The sequence below is a fragment of the Streptomyces sp. NPDC052043 genome, from assembly GCF_044548235.1.
GTDB lineage: Bacteria > Actinomycetota > Actinomycetes > Streptomycetales > Streptomycetaceae > Streptomyces.
Window position 1 is genome coordinate 24,948 of sequence record NZ_JBIUBT010000003.1, and the last position, 15,820, is coordinate 40,767.

General features: G+C 71.6%; 15 protein-coding genes. 11 read left to right on the forward strand and 4 right to left on the reverse strand.

Annotated elements, in window-relative coordinates; all coding sequences use genetic code 11:
• Position 1 precedes the first annotated feature (1 nt).
• The 5 genes from ispG (at position 2) to ACIHCX_RS08115 (ending at position 5,337) form a co-directional block, all read left to right on the forward strand.
• Positions 2 to 1,177, forward strand: a complete 1,176-nt coding sequence (gene ispG / locus ACIHCX_RS08095) for a flavodoxin-dependent (E)-4-hydroxy-3-methylbut-2-enyl-diphosphate synthase (RefSeq protein ID WP_400027758.1) — start codon at positions 2 to 4, stop codon at positions 1,175 to 1,177.
• 30 nt (positions 1,178 to 1,207) lie between these two features.
• Positions 1,208 to 3,145: a 1-deoxy-D-xylulose-5-phosphate synthase gene (dxs, locus tag ACIHCX_RS08100; RefSeq protein ID WP_400027759.1), complete on the forward strand. Its 1,938-nt coding sequence runs from the start codon at positions 1,208 to 1,210 to the stop codon at positions 3,143 to 3,145.
• Positions 3,142 to 4,524, forward strand: coding sequence for an aspartate aminotransferase family protein (locus ACIHCX_RS08105; protein WP_400027761.1), 1,383 nt, complete (start codon positions 3,142 to 3,144; stop codon positions 4,522 to 4,524). The genes dxs and ACIHCX_RS08105 overlap by 4 nt, the downstream gene beginning before the upstream one ends.
• Positions 4,525 to 4,597: 73 nt before the next feature.
• A complete protein-coding gene (locus ACIHCX_RS08110) occupies positions 4,598 to 5,221 on the forward strand; it encodes a helix-turn-helix domain-containing protein (protein ID WP_400027762.1) in 624 nt (207 codons plus the stop codon).
• Positions 5,218 to 5,337: a DUF6126 family protein gene (locus tag ACIHCX_RS08115; RefSeq protein WP_400027764.1), complete on the forward strand. Its 120-nt coding sequence runs from the start codon at positions 5,218 to 5,220 to the stop codon at positions 5,335 to 5,337. Before ACIHCX_RS08110 ends, ACIHCX_RS08115 begins: the two co-directional genes overlap by 4 nt.
• Before the next feature lie 42 nt (positions 5,338 to 5,379).
• On the opposite strand, the gene ACIHCX_RS08120 is transcribed toward ACIHCX_RS08115, so the two are convergent.
• Positions 5,380 to 6,177 (reverse strand): tyrosine-protein phosphatase, encoded by a 798-nt coding sequence (locus tag ACIHCX_RS08120; protein ID WP_400027766.1) that lies wholly within the window; start codon positions 6,175 to 6,177, stop codon positions 5,380 to 5,382.
• Positions 6,178 to 6,349: 172 nt separating this feature from the next.
• Between ACIHCX_RS08120 and ACIHCX_RS08125 the strand changes: the two genes are divergently transcribed.
• Together ACIHCX_RS08125 and ACIHCX_RS08130 are read left to right on the forward strand one after the other, a co-directional pair.
• Positions 6,350 to 8,422 (forward strand): alpha-galactosidase, encoded by a 2,073-nt coding sequence (locus ACIHCX_RS08125; RefSeq protein ID WP_400027769.1) that lies wholly within the window; start codon positions 6,350 to 6,352, stop codon positions 8,420 to 8,422.
• A gap of 145 nt (positions 8,423 to 8,567) precedes the next feature.
• Positions 8,568 to 9,353 (forward strand): SGNH/GDSL hydrolase family protein, encoded by a 786-nt coding sequence (locus ACIHCX_RS08130; protein WP_400028654.1) that lies wholly within the window; start codon positions 8,568 to 8,570, stop codon positions 9,351 to 9,353.
• A gap of 69 nt (positions 9,354 to 9,422) precedes the next feature.
• Here the strand turns inward: ACIHCX_RS08130 and ACIHCX_RS08135 are convergent, their stop codons facing one another.
• Positions 9,423 to 10,007, reverse strand: a complete 585-nt coding sequence (locus ACIHCX_RS08135; protein ID WP_400027771.1) for a carboxymuconolactone decarboxylase family protein — start codon at positions 10,005 to 10,007, stop codon at positions 9,423 to 9,425.
• Positions 10,008 to 10,154: 147 nt separating this feature from the next.
• On the opposite strand from ACIHCX_RS08135, the gene ACIHCX_RS08140 reads away from it, so the two are divergent.
• The 4 genes from ACIHCX_RS08140 (at position 10,155) to ACIHCX_RS08155 (ending at position 13,901) form a co-directional block, all read left to right on the forward strand.
• Positions 10,155 to 11,363, forward strand: a complete 1,209-nt coding sequence (locus ACIHCX_RS08140; RefSeq protein ID WP_400027773.1) for an MBL fold metallo-hydrolase — start codon at positions 10,155 to 10,157, stop codon at positions 11,361 to 11,363.
• A 297-nt stretch (positions 11,364 to 11,660) separates the two neighbouring features.
• Complete coding sequence (locus ACIHCX_RS08145; protein WP_400027775.1) at positions 11,661 to 11,954, forward strand: LysR family transcriptional regulator; 294 nt, start codon at positions 11,661 to 11,663, stop codon at positions 11,952 to 11,954.
• Positions 11,955 to 12,102: 148 nt separating this feature from the next.
• The gene (locus ACIHCX_RS08150; protein ID WP_400027776.1) at positions 12,103 to 12,585 is read left to right on the forward strand and encodes a cobalamin B12-binding domain-containing protein; all 483 of its coding nucleotides are present in this window, start codon (positions 12,103 to 12,105) and stop codon (positions 12,583 to 12,585) included.
• Complete coding sequence (locus ACIHCX_RS08155) at positions 12,582 to 13,901, forward strand: methylaspartate mutase (protein WP_400027777.1); 1,320 nt, start codon at positions 12,582 to 12,584, stop codon at positions 13,899 to 13,901. The genes ACIHCX_RS08150 and ACIHCX_RS08155 overlap by 4 nt, the downstream gene beginning before the upstream one ends.
• A 187-nt stretch (positions 13,902 to 14,088) precedes the next feature.
• Here the strand turns inward: ACIHCX_RS08155 and ACIHCX_RS08160 are convergent, their stop codons facing one another.
• Both ACIHCX_RS08160 and ACIHCX_RS08165 read right to left on the reverse strand, forming a co-directional pair.
• Positions 14,089 to 14,556, reverse strand: coding sequence for a flavin reductase family protein (locus ACIHCX_RS08160; RefSeq protein WP_400027778.1), 468 nt, complete (start codon positions 14,554 to 14,556; stop codon positions 14,089 to 14,091).
• Between the two features lie 92 nt (positions 14,557 to 14,648).
• Positions 14,649 to 15,719, reverse strand: a complete 1,071-nt coding sequence (locus ACIHCX_RS08165; RefSeq protein WP_400027779.1) for a MupA/Atu3671 family FMN-dependent luciferase-like monooxygenase — start codon at positions 15,717 to 15,719, stop codon at positions 14,649 to 14,651.
• Positions 15,720 to 15,820 lie beyond the last annotated feature (101 nt).

Below are 15,820 nucleotides of genomic sequence, written 5' to 3' on the forward strand. Positions count from 1 at the left end.
CATGACAGCCATTCCTCTGGGAGTCCCCGAGGTACCGGCCCGACCGATCGCCGAGCGCCGCAGGAGCCGGCGGATCCAGGTCGGGTCGGTGGCGGTGGGCGGGGACGCGCCGGTGTCGGTGCAGTCGATGACGACGACGCGTACGTCGGACATCGGGGCGACGTTGCAGCAGATCGCGGAGCTGACGGCGTCGGGCTGCCAGATCGTGCGGGTGGCGTGTCCGACGCAGGATGACGCGGACGCGCTGGCGACGATCGCGCGCAAGTCGCAGATCCCGGTGATCGCGGACATCCATTTCCAGCCGAAGTACGTGTTCGCGGCGATCGAGGCGGGGTGCGCGGCGGTCCGGGTGAACCCGGGCAACATCAAGCAGTTCGACGACAAGGTCAGGGAGATCGCCAAGGCGGCCAAGGACCACGGCACGCCGATCCGTATCGGTGTGAACGCGGGGTCGCTGGACCGCCGGCTGCTCCAGAAGTACGGCAGGGCGACCCCGGAGGCCCTGGTCGAGTCGGCCCTGTGGGAGGCGTCCCTCTTCGAGGAGCACGACTTCCGCGACATCAAGATCTCGGTCAAGCACAACGACCCGGTCGTGATGATCGAGGCCTACCGGCAGCTCGCCGAGCAGTGCGACTACCCCCTCCACCTGGGCGTCACCGAGGCCGGCCCCGCCTTCCAGGGCACGATCAAGTCGGCCGTCGCCTTCGGCGCGCTGCTCTCCCAGGGCATCGGCGACACCATCCGCGTGTCGCTGTCCGCGCCGCCGGTCGAGGAGATCAAGGTCGGCATCCAGATCCTGGAGTCGCTGAACCTGCGGCAGCGCGGCCTGGAGATCGTCTCCTGCCCGTCCTGCGGCCGTGCCCAGGTCGACGTGTACAAGCTGGCCGAGGAGGTCACGGCCGGTCTGACCGGCATGGAGGTGCCGCTGCGCGTCGCGGTGATGGGCTGCGTCGTCAACGGTCCGGGTGAGGCCCGCGAGGCCGACCTCGGGGTCGCGTCGGGCAACGGCAAGGGGCAGATCTTTGTGAAGGGCGAGGTCATCAAGACCGTGCCCGAGTCGAAGATCGTGGAAACCCTGATCGAGGAGGCGATGAAGCTCGCCGAGCAGATGGACCAGGACGGCGCCGCATCCGATGGCGGCATCGTCGCGGGGACACCGACAGTGACAGTGGGTTGAAGCACGGCACGGACCGAGAGGGGGCCCAGCGTGACCATTCTGGAGAACATCCGGGGACCACGCGACCTGAAGGCGCTGTCCGAGGCGGAACTGGGTGAACTGTCCGACGAGATACGCGAGTTCCTGGTGGAGGCGGTGGCCAGGACCGGCGGTCACCTCGGACCCAACCTGGGGGTGGTGGAACTCACCGTCGCGCTGCACCGGGTCTTCGAGTCGCCGGTCGATCGGATCCTGTGGGACACCGGTCACCAGAGTTATGTACACAAGCTCCTGACAGGGCGTCAGGACTTCTCGAAGCTGCGCGGCAAGGGAGGGCTGTCCGGCTACCCCGCCCGGGAGGAGTCCGAGCACGACGTCATCGAGAACAGCCACGCCTCCACGGCGCTCGGCTGGGCCGACGGACTCGCCAAGGCCCGCCAGGTGCAGGGGGAGAAGGGACACGTCGTCGCCGTCATCGGCGACGGCGCGCTGACCGGCGGTATGGCCTGGGAGGCGCTGAACAACATCGCGGCCGCCAGGGACCGGCCGCTGATCATCGTCGTCAACGACAACGAGCGGTCCTACGCGCCGACCATCGGCGGCCTCGCCAACCACCTGGCCACCCTGCGTACCACCGACGGCTACGAGAAGGTCCTGGCCTGGGGCAAGGACGTCCTCCAGCGCACCCCGGTGGTCGGCACCACCCTCTACGAGTCGCTGCACGGCGCGAAGAAGGGCTTCAAGGACGCGTTCGCGCCGCAGGGCATGTTCGAGGACCTGGGGCTGAAGTACCTCGGCCCGATCGACGGACACGACATCAAGGCCGTCGAGTCGGCGCTGCGCCGGGCCAAGCGCTTCCACGGACCCGTCCTGGTCCACTGCCTCACCGAGAAGGGCCGCGGCTACGAACCCGCGCTGGCCCACGAGGAGGACCACTTCCACACCGTGGGGGTGATGGACCCGCTCACCTGCGAACCGCTCTCCCCCGCCGGGGGGCCGTCCTGGACCTCCGTGTTCGGCGACGAGATCGTGAAGATCGGCGAGGAGCGGGACGACGTCGTGGCGATCACCGCCGCCATGCTGCACCCGGTGGGCCTGGGCAGGTTCGCCGAGCGCTTCCCGGACCGGGTGTGGGACGTGGGCATCGCCGAGCAGCACGCGGCCGTCTCGGCCGCGGGGCTCGCCACCGGTGGTCTGCACCCGGTCGTCGCCGTCTACGCCACCTTCCTCAACCGGGCCTTCGACCAGCTCCTGATGGACGTGGCCCTGCACCGCTGCGGGGTCACCTTCGTCCTGGACCGGGCGGGAGTGACCGGCGTGGACGGGCCCTCCCACAACGGCATGTGGGACATGTCCGTCCTCCAGGTCGTGCCCGGCCTCAGGATCGCCGCGCCGCGCGACGCCGACCAGCTGCGCGCGCAGCTGCGCGAGGCCGTCGCCGTCGACGACGCGCCGACCCTGGTCCGTTTCCCCAAGGAGTCGGTCGGCCCGCGGATCCCGGCCCTCGGCCGGGTCGGCGGCATGGACGTGCTGCACCGCGCGGAGCGGTCCGACGTGCTGCTGGTCGCCGTGGGCGTGATGGCGCCGGTGTGCCTCCAGGCCGCCGAACTGCTCCAGGCGCGCGGCATCGGCTGCACCGTCGTCGACCCGCGCTGGGTCAAGCCCGTCGATCCGGCGCTGCCGGGCCTGGCCGCCGGGCACCGGCTGGTGGCCGTGGTCGAGGACAACAGCCGGGCGGCCGGCGTGGGCGCCGCGGTCGCCCTGGCGCTCGGCGACGCCGAGGTCGACGTACCGGTACGGAGGTTCGGCATCCCGGAGCAGTTCCTCGCGCACGCCAAGCGCGGGGAGGTGCTGGCCGACATCGGGCTCACCCCGGTCGAGGTCGCCGGCCGGATCGGCGCCAGCCTGGCCGTGCGGGAGCAGGCCGGGACGATCCCGGCGCAGGAGGGCGCCGGGGCCGTCATGGCAGTCAAGGAGACAACCGAATGAGCACGGAGTTCGACCTCGGCGCCCTGCTGTCCCAGCGGGGCGCCGAGCGCTACGAGCTGCACGCCAGACACCTCAACCACCAACTGCCGCGCATGCTGCACACGATCGGCTTCGACAAGGTCTACGAGCGGGCCGAGGGCGCGTACTTCTGGGACGCGGAGGGCAACGACTACCTGGACATGCTCTCCGGGTTCGGGGTGATGGGCCTGGGCCGCCACCATCCCGTCGTCCGCAAGGCGCTGCACGACGTGCTGGACGCCCAGCTCGCCGACCTCACCCGCTTCGACTGCCAGCCGCTGCCCGGGCTGCTGGCGGAGCGGCTGCTGGCCCACAGCCCGCACCTGGACCGGGTGTTCTTCGGCAACAGCGGCACGGAGGCGGTGGAGACCGCGCTGAAGTTCGCCCGCCGCGCCACCGGCAGAGGGCGGATCCTGTACTGCGAGCACTCCTTCCACGGGCTGACCACCGGCTCGCTGTCCGTCAACGGCGAGGAGGGCTTCCGGGACGGCTTCGCCCCGTTGCTGCCCGACACCGCCGTCCCGCTCGGCGACCTCGACGCACTCGAGCGGGAGCTGAGGAAGGGCGACGTGGCCGCCCTGATCGTCGAGCCGATCCAGGGCAAGGGTGTGCACGAGGCCCCGCCCGGCTGGCTGCGCGCCGCGCAGGAGCTGCTGCACCGGCACAAGGCCCTGCTCATCGCCGACGAGGTGCAGACGGGCCTCGGCCGCACCGGGGACTTCTACGCCTACCAGCACGAGGACGGGGTCGAACCGGACCTGGTCTGCGTGGCCAAGGCCCTGTCCGGCGGCTATGTGCCGGTCAGCGCGACCCTCGGCAGGGACTGGATCTTCAAGAAGGTCTACTCCTCGATCGACCGGGTGCTGGTCCACTCGGCGAGCTTCGGGTCCAACGCCCAGGCCATGGCGGCGGGGCTCGCCGTACTGTCCGTGATGGAGAACGAGCAGATCGTGGCCAACGCGCGGGCCACGGGCGAGCTGCTGAAGTCCCGGCTGGCGGCGCTCACCGACCGGTACGAGCTGCTCGCCGACGTGCGCGGCCGGGGCCTGATGATCGGCATCGAGTTCGGCCGGCCGAGGTCGCTGAAGCTGCGCGGGCGCTGGACCATGCTCCAGACGGCCCGCAAGGGACTGTTCGCGCAGATGGTGGTCGTCCCGCTGCTGCAGCGGCACCGTATCCTGACCCAGGTCTCGGGCGACCACCTCGAAGTGATCAAACTGATCCCGCCGCTGGTCATCGGGGAGGCGGAGGTCGACCGGTTCGTGGACGCCTTCACCGCCGTGATGGACGACGCACACGGCGGCGGACTGATGTGGGACTTCGGCAAGACGCTGGTCAAACAGGCCGTCGCCAACCGGTGAGCGGAGCCGGACAGGGCTTTGCCTCTGAGGTAAGAAATTTGCCTTAGGGGCAAAGCGGCGCTGGAATGGAGGTATGAGCTCTCCAGAGTCCCCGCCCCCGGCAGGGCCGGTCGAAGACCTGCCCGCCGTCGCGCCGCAACTGCGTGCGCTGCGCCGCCGTGCCGCGCTGACCCTGGAGGCCGCCGCCCGTGCCGCCGGGCTGTCGCCCGCCCACCTCTCCCGCCTGGAGACGGGCCGGCGCCAGCCCTCGCTGCCGATGCTCCTCGCGCTCGCCCGTGTCTACGGTACGACGGTCTCCGAAGTGCTCGGCGAGACGGTCCCCGACCGGGACGCGGTCGTGCGCGCCGGGGACCTGGAGCCGACGCGGGCCGGCGGCTGGACGTACTGGCAGGCCGGCGCGTCCGGCCGCGGCATGCAGGCCCTGCGGGTCCTGGTCCCGCACGGCTCCCAGGGCGACATCGTGCGGGTGCACCCCGGCGAGGAGTGGCTGTACGTCCTCAAGGGGCGCCTCAGCCTCCGCCTCGGCGATGCCACGCACCTGCTCGTGCCGGGCAGCAGCGCGCACTTCGACTCGCTGACCCCGCACCGCATCGCGGCCGAGAACCCGGACGGGGTCGAGCTCCTCTTCGTCCACACCCTGTTGCAGAGTCCCACGGCCGCGCTGTGCCTGGGCCCCCATATCGGAGACATGCCATGAGCAACCTGGAAGAAAAGTTCCCGCGTGCCCTGTGGGTCCGGCTCGTCATCTACACCGTCGTCGGGCACTTCTTCGCCGGGTTCGTCTGGTTCCTGTTCTCGGTCGGCTCCAAGTGACGGCCCGAGCGACGGCCCGGGTGACGGCCTGAGCAGCGCCCGTCAGTCCAGCAGTCGCTCGCGCAGCCGGTCCCGGGTGTCGGGGGCCAGCCGCAGCCCCCGCTCCAGATAGGCGTCGACGCCGCCCCAGCTCTCCTCGATGGTCTCCAGGGCCGCCGCCAGGTACTCGGCACGCGCCTCGAACAGGGGGCTGAGCAGCTCCATGACCTCGGGGGAGTAGGCCGCGGCCGAGGTCCCGCTGCGGTGCACCTTGTAGCGGCGGTGCTTGGCGTTCGACTCCAGGTAGTCGGCGACGATCGCGTCCCGCTCCACGCCGAGGGCGAGGAGGGTCACGGCGATCGACAGGCCCGCGCGGTCCTTGCCCGCCGCGCAGTGCATGAGGACCGGGACGCAGTCCTCGGCGAGCGCGTGCAGCACCTGGGAGTGCTCGCCGGTGCGCTCCTTGACGAGCACCCGGTAGGACGCGATCATCCGCTGCGCGCCCTTGTCGTCGGCCAGGACGGAGCGCAGTTCGTCGAGGTTGCCGTCGCGGACCATCATCCAGAACTCGGCGCCGTCCGCCGGGTCGCTCAGCGGCAGGTTCACATGGCGCACGCCCGGCAGTTCGACGTCCGGGCCCTCCAGCCTGACGTCGGCCGCGTTGCGGAAGTCGAAGATCGTGTGCAGGCCCAGGGAGCCGAGGTAGGACGCGTCCTGCTCGGTCGCGTGCGCGAGGTGGCCGCTGCGGAACAGCATCCCGTGCCGCACCCGCCGGCCGTCCACGGTCGGCAGCCCGCCCACGTCACGGAAGTTGCGCACGGCGGCCAGCTCGGGCTCGGTCGAGGGGACCTGCTGCGTCACGGGGACTCCTCCCTTTCGGCCCCGCCGTCACGGCGCGTCGGCGGGCACGGCTTCGACCATACGACATGGCTTCCTGGGGCAACGAGTTGTCCGGGGGCGTTGCCCCGGCGCCCGCGCGCCTCGATGATGGCGGTGCGGGCACGGACCGGTTCGGACCTGTGGGGGACGGAACATGCTGGAGACCGCCGACGACGGCCGTACGTGGCTGCTGACCGGGCCCACGAGCGGGTACGCCGTCCATCTCACCGGGCGCGGCGAACTGCTCCACCTGCACTGGGGACCGAGCATCACGCTCGCCGACGCCAAGGCCCTGGCCGCCCGTCCGCTGCCGGACGCCCGGCCCTTCGAGTCCCCGCTCGACGGACACGAGGAGTACCCGGTCGAGGGCGGCCCCCGCTTCGTGCGGCCCGCGCTGTCCGTGCGCACCGCCGGACGGCGCGGCACCGAGTGGACGTTCGGGGGGTACCGGACCGAGGACGGCGAACTGCGCCTGCTGTTCCACGACTCGGGGCTGGACATCACCCTGCACTACCGGATGCGCGGGGACGTCGTCGAGCGCTGGGTCACCCTCGCCAACCGCGGGCCCGAAGCGGTGGAGGTGCTGCGCGCCGACTCCGCCACCTGGACCCTGCCCGACCGCGAGGGCTGGCGGCTGTCGCAGCTGCACGGCCGCTGGGCCGCCGAGTCCCGCCTGGCGCGTACCGGCCTCGCCCACGGCGAGCAGGTCATCGGCAGCCGCCGCGGCCACACCGGCCACCAGCACCTGCCCTGGGTCGCCCTGGACACCGACGCCACCGAGGAGCACGGCGAGGTCTACGGCTGCGCCCTGGGCTGGTCCGGCTCCTGGCGGATCGCGGTCGCCCGGCTCCCGGACGCGCGCGTGCAGATCACCGGGGGCGCCGGGCACGACGACTCGGGGCTGCTCAGGCTCCAGGACGGAGAGACGTACGTCACCCCCGTCTTCGCCGGGCTGTGGAGCGGGAGCGGACACGGCGGCGCGAGCCGTGCCTGGCACGCCTACCAGCGGCAGTACGTCGTCCCTGACGCGGACCGGGACCGGCCGGTGCTCTTCAACTCCTGGGAGGCCACCGGATTCGACATCTCCGAGGAGCAGCAGGGGGCGCTCGCGCGGCAGGCGGCGGCGATCGGCGTGGAACTGTTCGTCGTCGACGACGGCTGGTTCGGCGCCCGCACCGGCGACCGCGCCGGGCTCGGCGACTGGTGGCCCAACCCCGACCGGTTCCCCGGCGGTCTGAAGCCGCTCGCCGACCAGGTGCACGGCCTCGGCATGGGGTTCGGCATCTGGGTCGAGCCGGAGATGGTCAACCCCGACAGCGACCTGTATCGCGCCCATCCCGACTGGGTGCAGCACCAACCGGGGCGCACACGGACGGAGTTCCGCAACCAGCTCGTCCTCAACCTCGCGCGCGAGGACGTGCGGGAGCATCTGTGGGAGCAGCTGGACGCGCTGCTCTCCAGCGCCCCGATCGACTACGTGAAGTGGGACTTCAATCGCTCCTTCACCGACCCGGGCTGGCCCGGGGAGCCGTACCCGCAGCGTCTGTGGACCGACCATGTGCGCGCGCTGTACGCCCTGCTGGACCGGTTGCGGGCCGCGCACCCCGGCGTCGCCTTCGAGTCCTGCTCGGGCGGCGGCGGCCGGATCGACCTCGGCGTCCTGTCCCGTACGGACCAGGTGTGGACCTCCGACAACACCGATCCGCTGGACCGGCTCGCCATCCAGCACGGCTTCAGCCAGGTCCATCCGGCGCGGGTCATGGCGGCCTGGGTCACCGACAGCCCGAACGTCCAGCTCAACGGGCGGGCCAGCACGCTGCGTTTCCGCTTCGTGAGCGCCATGGCGGGGGTGCTCGGCGTGGGCGGCGACCTCACCCGCTGGACGGAGGAGGAACTGGCCGAGGCCCGCGACTGGATCGCCCTCTACAAGGAGATCCGGCCGGTCGTCCAGCACGGCGACCTGTACCGGCTGCGGGACCCGCGGGGAGGGCTGAGCGCGGTGCAGTACGTCCTCGGCGACGACACCGTCGTCCTCGCCCTGCTCCAGGCGCAGCACCACGGCGAGCCCGTGCCTGCGCTGCGGCTGCGCGGCCTTGACCCGGCGGCCTCGTACGTGTGCGAGGACTCGGGGGAGGTGCACCGGGGTGCCGTGCTGCTGCACCATGGGCTGCGCACCGGGCTGCGGGGCGACTTCGACGCGACGGTCGTCCGGCTGCGGCGCGTGTGAGGGGCCCGCGTATTCCCGCCGGAGGCGATCGGGCGGAGTGGCCTTTCTCACCGCCCGTCAACCCTTTCCTACGGTCGCGTAGGTCACATTCGAAGGTGAATCATGGGCCGACGTGGCAGACGATTCGAAGAGTGACAGCAGATCAGTGATCGGGTCGTACGTGGCGGTGGGGGACAGCTTCACCGAGGGCGTCGGCGACCCTGGCCCCGACGGGGCGTTCGTCGGCTGGGCCGACCGGTTCGCCGTGCTGCTCGCCGACCGGCGGCCCGAGGGCGGCTTCCAGTACACCAACCTCGCCGTGCGCGGGAAACTGCTCGACCAGATCGTGGCCGACCAGGTTCCCCGGGCCGCCGAACTCGCCCCCGACCTGGTCTCGTTCTGCGCCGGCGGCAACGACATCATCCGCCCCGGCACCGACCCGGACGACGTGGCCGAGCGCTTCGAGAAGGCGGTCTCCCGGCTCGCCGCGGTCGCGGGCACGGTCATGGTGACCACCGGGTTCGACACGCGGGGCGTTCCCCTCCTCAAGCATCTGCGCGGCAAGATCGCCACGTACAACGGGCATGTGCGGGCCATCGCCGACCGCTACGGCTGCCCGGTGATCGACCTGTGGTCGCTGAGGGCCGTCCAGGACCGCCGCGCCTGGGACGACGACCGTCTGCACCTCTCGCCCGACGGCCACACACGGGTGGCGCTGCGCGCCGGTCAGGCTCTCGGGCTCGACGTCCCGGCCGACCCGGAGCAGCCCTGGCCGCCGCTGCCGCCCCGCGGCACGCTGGAGGTCCGCCGCGACGACGTGCACTGGGCGCGCGAGTACCTGGTGCCGTGGATCGGCCGCCGACTGCGCGGCGAGTCCTCCGGCGACCACGTGACGGCCAAGGGCGCCCTGTCCCCCGACGACATCAGGACCCGGATCACGTCGGTGGCCTGAGTCCGCACCGGCGGGCTCCGGGTCCCCTGCCGTCGTCCGCGCCCCGCGCCGGTCGGTGCGCCGTGCGGGTCAGTCCCGGGCCACCGCGTCACCGGTGTCCCGTGCGGCCTCCGGGACCTCGCACGAGTCCTTGAAGCCCTGACTCCTCAGACCCAGCGCGGAGTTCATGCGCGAGCGCAGGTTCTCGACCGCCACGATCGCCGTCAGTTCCACCAGGGCCGGCTCGCCCAGCCGGTCGCGCAGCCGGGCGGCCAGGTCGTCGTCCACCGTGGGCGGCGTGGCCGTCATGGCCTCGGCGTACGTCAGGACGTCGCGCTCCAGCGGTGTGTAGGCGTCGCTGTCCCGCCACACCGGGACGTCGCGCAGCTTCTCGGGCGCCATGCCGCGCTCCCTGGCGACCCAGTGGCCGAAGTCCATGCACCACGAGCAGCCGATCGCGGCGGCCGACGCCATCTCGGCGAGCGCCTTCAGGTCGGGGTCGAGCCTGTTCCACTTCGCCAGGGACTGCTCGAACCGCAGGTCGCTCCACAGGACCCGCGGATTGTGGGCGAGCGCCCGGGCGGGGTCCAGCACCTTGCCGTAGACGCGCCTGCTGTACCACTCGACGAGTCGGTACAAGCGGGTGCGGGGCGGGGTGAGCGAGACGCGGGCCATGGCGGCCACCTCCAGTCGTATCGGTTCCGTGGGCACCTCGCGGGTGCCCGCACCGGTACGACGGGCGGGAGCGCGCCGGTGTGACATCCGGGCCGTCGCAGGGCCCCGACATAATGGAAAGCCTGACCGACTCCACCTGGAGGTAGCGTGGCAGGATTCCGTCCTTCGAACCCGGGGCTCCGTGCACTGCGGCCCGAGGCCTTCGGCGCCGACCCCAGCGGGGAGCGCATGGCGCGCATCCGCAGATCACCCCACTTCAAGGACGGCGTCTTCCAGAACCCCGGGGGTCCCGCCCGGACCCGGCCCTCCGGCTCGACGCCGGCCTTCGCCCGGCGCTACCTCGACAAGGAGGAGCGCCGGCGCCGCGCCCCGCGCGGCACCGTGCCCGTGCATGCCACCACGCTCGCCGACCTGGCCAGGCCCGCGGCCACCGGTCTGCGGCTGACCTGGATGGGGCACTCCAGCGTCCTCGCGGAGATCGACGGGCAGCGGGTGCTCTTCGACCCCGTGTGGGGCGAGCGCTGCTCGCCGTTCCCCTTCGCCGGGCCCCGGCGGCTGCACCCGGTGCCGCTGCCGCTGGCCGCGCTCGGCCCGGTCGATGTCGTCGTCATCTCCCACGACCACTACGACCACCTGGACCTGCCCACCATCAAGTCGCTGGCCGGCACGGACACCGTGTTCGCCGTGCCGCTCGGCGTCGGCGCCCACCTGGAGCACTGGGGCGTGTCCGCCGACCGCCTGCGCGAACTGGACTGGCACGAGGCCACCAGGGTCGGCGGGCTCACCCTGACCGCCACCCCCGCCCGGCACTTCTGCGGCCGGGCCCTGCGCAACACCCAGCACACCCTGTGGGCCTCCTGGGTCGTCGCGGGCGAGGAGCACCGGATCTACCACAGCGGTGACACGGGGTACTTCGACGGCTTCCGGCAGATCGGCGCGGACCACGGCCCGTTCGACGCGACGATGATCCAGATCGGCGCCTACTCCGAGTTCTGGCCGGACATCCACATGACGCCCGAGGAGGGGCTCCGCGCCCATCTCGACCTCCAGGGGGACACGCCGTCGGGTGTGCTGCTGCCGATCCACTGGGGCACCTTCACCCTCGCCCCGCACGCCTGGGCCGAGCCCGGCGAGTGGACGAAGGACGCCGCCGAGGAGGCGGGAGCGGCGGTGGCGTTCCCGCGGCCGGGGGAGCCTTTCGAGCCCTCGGGCAAGGTTCCCGCGGAGCCGTGGTGGCGACCGGTGTCCGCGCCCCTGTCCCACCCGTGGCGCCGGGCCCGTGGACCCGAGGCCGCCCCGACGGCCCCGTCCGCCCCGTCCGTCCCGGGTGATCTGGACCTCGCCGGGGAGCGCTGACGCCGGCCCAGGGTGACCTCTTCGCCGGAAATCTCTGACAACTCCCCGATCGAGTTCGTCCCGTTTCTCCGACTCGATGCGGACATCCGGCGACTTCGGCTGCGCGGCAATGCCGACTATGCGGGGGAAGCGCATGCCGCGCAGCCGACTGGAAATGCCTAAACCTCACTGACCAGGCAAAGCTCCACAGATCCCGTTCTACACCTGCTGTGGCAGCTTCCTGCAAGCGTTGTGCCCTGCGAAGGAATCGCATGTTAATGTTTCGGCACTTGATAACCTGTTAATTGTGAGGCGATTATGCACGAACGCGAGTTGCGCGCTTTTGTCGCGATTGCCGAAATAGGCCGGATGGATCTTGCAGCCAAGAAGCTCGGATACTCGCAACCGGCAATAAGTTACCAGATCATATGCCTTGAACGATCTTTGGGTATCAAGCTGTTCACCCGGAATTCAGGCGGCACCACTTTGACCCGCGAAGGGCAGATGATCCTGTCCTCGGCGCGCGCGACTCTGATGCTGATCGAGAACATCAAGAGAGAATGCGTGGAATTCAGCAGAGCGCCCGTCGCCGTCACGAGCCTGGTGCCCTGACCCCCGGCCCGGGGCTCCCCATGACCACCTCGATCCCGAAGTGCCGTCCCGGCCGCCGCAACCGGCCGCCCGGACCGAGCACCAGGCGATGCCACCCATGTACGCACAAGGGAGAACCGTGGCACAGCGGGAAACGGAAGTCGTCGGCGTGAGCACGCCCTTGGCCCGCAGGGACGACCGGGACGACCGGGGCACCGTGGTGGTGTCGGGCCTCGCGAGCGACGCGCACACGTGGAACCTGGTCTACCTCCAACTGGTCATCGAGGAGCTCGGCTACCACGTGGTCAACCTCGGACCCTGCGTACCGGACGACGTGCTGGTCGACGAATGCCGCCGGATCGACCCGGCGCTCGTCGTCATCGGCAGTGTCAACGGGCACGGCTGCACCGACGGCCTGCGCGCCATCACCCGGCTGCGCGCCTGCCCGGAACTGGCCGCCACGCCGATGGTCATCGGCGGCAAGCTCACGGTGTCCGACGAGAACGTGGGCCACCACGCGCGGGCCCTGGTGGCCGCGGGCTTCGACGCGGTCTTCCCCGACCAGGCCTCGGACGCGGCCGACTTCACGGCGTTCGTCACCTCGCTCCCGCCCGTCGCGCGGCCGGTGCTGAGCGCGGGGAGACCCCGGTGACCGCCCTGGTACCGGGCGGGCCCGCCCCCGCCTGGCCGGGATTCGGCGCGTTCGTCCGTGCGCGGGCGCGGGCCGGCGCGCTCGTCGTGCAACCGCGGATGGGGTTCGGCGACCCGGAGCGGATGCGGGCGGGGCTGGCGGCCACCAAGGCGGCGCGCGGCCACACCGTCGGCACGCTGACCCTGGACAGCTACACCAGGGTCGGTGATCTGGCCGCGGTCGAGCACGCCCGGCGCGAGGGCCAGCCGCTCAACGGCTACCCGATCGTCAGCCACTCCGACGCCACGACCCGGGCGATGCTGGCCGGTGTCCGGGACGCGGGCTTCCCCGTGCAGGTGCGGCACGGATCCGCCCTGCCCCAGCACATCTTCCGCAAGCTGATCGCGCTGGGCCTGGACGCGACCGAGGGCGGCCCGGTGTCCTACTGCCTGCCCTACGGGCGTACCCCGCTGGCCGAGTCGGTCGCGGCCTGGCGGCAGTGCACGGAACTGTTCTCCCTGCTGCGCGACCAGGGTGCCGAACCGCACCTGGAGACCTTCGGCGGCTGCATGATGGGCCAACTGTGCCCGCCCAGCCAGCTGGTGGCGCTCAGCGTGCTGGAGGCGCTGTTCTTCCGCGCGTACGGCTGCCGCAGCGTCTCGGTGAGCTACGCCCAGCAGACCCACGCCGGCCAGGACACCGAGGCGGTGTTCGCGCTGCGCCGGCTGTGCGGTGAGCTGCTGCCCGACGTGGACTGGCACGTGGTCGTCTACGCCTACATGGGGGTGTACCCGTACACCGAGTCCGGGGCGTACCGGCTGCTCGGCGAGGCCGCCGGACTTGCCGTGCGGACCGGGTCCGAGCGGCTCATCGTCAAGACCGTCGCCGAGTCGCGGCGGATCCCCACCGTCGGCGAGAACGTGGCCGCCCTGGAGTACGCGGCACGGGTGGCCGAGACGGCCCGGCCGGTGCCCGCCCCGGACACGGACACGCAGACGTACGCGGAAGCGCTGGCGCTGGTCGAAGGGGTGCTGAACCTGCACTCCGACCTCGGCCGCGCGCTGCTGCTGGCGTTCGAACGCGGCTACCTCGACATCCCGTACTGCGTGCATCCGGACAACCGGGGCCGTACCCGCAGCCGCCTGGACGAGGAGGGCAGGCTCTGCTGGGCCCAGACCGGAGCGCTGCCGCTGACGGGTCTGGTGCGGACCGGGCAGGGCCGGAAGGTGACCGCTGCGGGTCTGCTGGCCGACCTCTCCTATCTGCGGCGCACGTTCGACCAGGAGGCGATCCAGCACCGTCCAACCGCCGCGGTGCCGGCCTCCGACCCGGCGTGACGGAGACGACGCCGGCCACACCACCCGCCCGCGACGCGGGGCGGGAAACCGCCCCGGCCGACCGCTCACGGCACCCACCGAGAGACCCGACCACGCCGCCCACCCCCCGCCGCGCGGGGGCGGCCGTGCTGGGCGTTTTCGTGTCCCCGCGTCGGGGTGTCGAGTGGGGTGGGGCGGGGGTGTCGGGTCAGGCGGGCTTCGGGGCCGGCTCGGGCCAGGCGGTGAACTGGCGGCGGCCGTAGAGCAGGGGGGCGCCGTCGGTGGAGTCGGTGCCGACCACGTCGCCGAAGACGACGACGTGGTCGCCGACGGCTTTGGTCTCGGCCACTCGGCAGGCGGCGAACGCGACGGTGTCGCCGCCGAGCCGGGGGACTTCGGCGCTGCCAACCGGTTGCCACGGCACGTGCTCGAAATGGCTCAGTGAGGAGTCGGCGAACAGACGGGCGACCCCGCTCGCGCGGACACCGAGCAGGTTCACCCCGAAGAAGCCGTGGGCGCGCAACGCGCCGAGCGTCCGGCTGGTCACCGTCAGGCAGACGGACAGGACCGGCGGATCCAGGCTGACACTCGAGAGGGAGGAGCAGGTCATTCCGCGCGGCCGGCCGTCCGTGTCGAGCGTGGTCACGACGGACACACCGGTCGGGAAGGAACTCATGAACGCGCGATACGCCCCGGCGCCGACCGGGCCCGGCTCCGGCTGCCCGCCCGTCCCCTTCGCCGTTGCGCCCGGCGCCGCGGCGCGCGCGGTCACCGAGCCCGCTCGCGTTCCCGCCACGCCTGCCCGAGCCGGTCGAGATGGACCAGGCCGGCCAGCACCTCGTCGGTCTCGACGCCGAAGTCGATCAGGCAGGAGACCTCGTCCACGCCGACCTCGTACAGCCGCTCGCACATCCGCAGGCCGTCCTCGACCGTGCCGAACAGGCCGCTGGTCTCGAAGTAGCGGTCGAACGCCTGGCCGACCAGGAAGTCGATGTCCGCGGGGCTCATCTTGTTCAGATCCAGCGCGACCGCGTTGGCGCCCGCCGCCTTGGCGGCATGGATGACCAGGTCGAAGGAGCTGGCCAGGTACTTGCTGAACGGCTCGCGGACCGTCTGCCTGACCTTCTCCCGGTCCGTGCCGATGAAGGTGTGCAGCATGAGCGCGACATGTCCGTCGCCCTCGGTCTCGTCGTGGTGGTCGCGGAAGGCCTGCCGGTACTCGCCGATCCGCTTCTCCAGCACGTCGATGCCCTGCCCCAGCAGATGGGTCAGCACCCCGGCGCCCATCTCGCCCGCCTCGCGGAAGGTCTGCGGGTTGCCCGCGCTGGTCAGCCAGACCGGCAACTCCCGCTGCACCGGCGGCGGGAAGACCGTCACGTCGACGCTCTCGCCCGCGCCGTCGACCAACGTCGCGGGCTCCTGCCGCCACAGGCTCCGGATCGTGCGCACCGAGTCGATCAGACCGGACCTGCGGGTCGGATATCCCTCCGGGCGCAGCACGAAGTCGGCCGCGTGCCAACCGGAGGCGAATGCGATGCCGACCCTTCCTTTGGAGAGGTTGTCGACGACGGACCATTCCTCCGCGATACGCACCGGATGGTGCAGCGGGGCCACCACACTCCCGGCCCGCACCGCGACCCTCTCCGTGACCGCGGCCACCGCGGCACCCGTCACCGCCGGATTCGGATAGAGGCCGCCGAACGCGTGGAAGTGACGTTCCGGCGTCCACACCGACGCGAAATCATGGGTGTCGGCGAACTTGGCACCCTCGATCAGCAGCCGGTACCTGTCGCCGGCGTCCTCCTTGTCGTTCGCGAAATAGAAAAGCCCGAAATCCATGGCGCCTCCACCATCAGCGCGTTCGGTCGGTGGCCGAGTGAAATACGGAGCGGAGCCCGATTCCGTCAGCCCGATACGCGCAGCCTAGTCAGCGGGAAAAC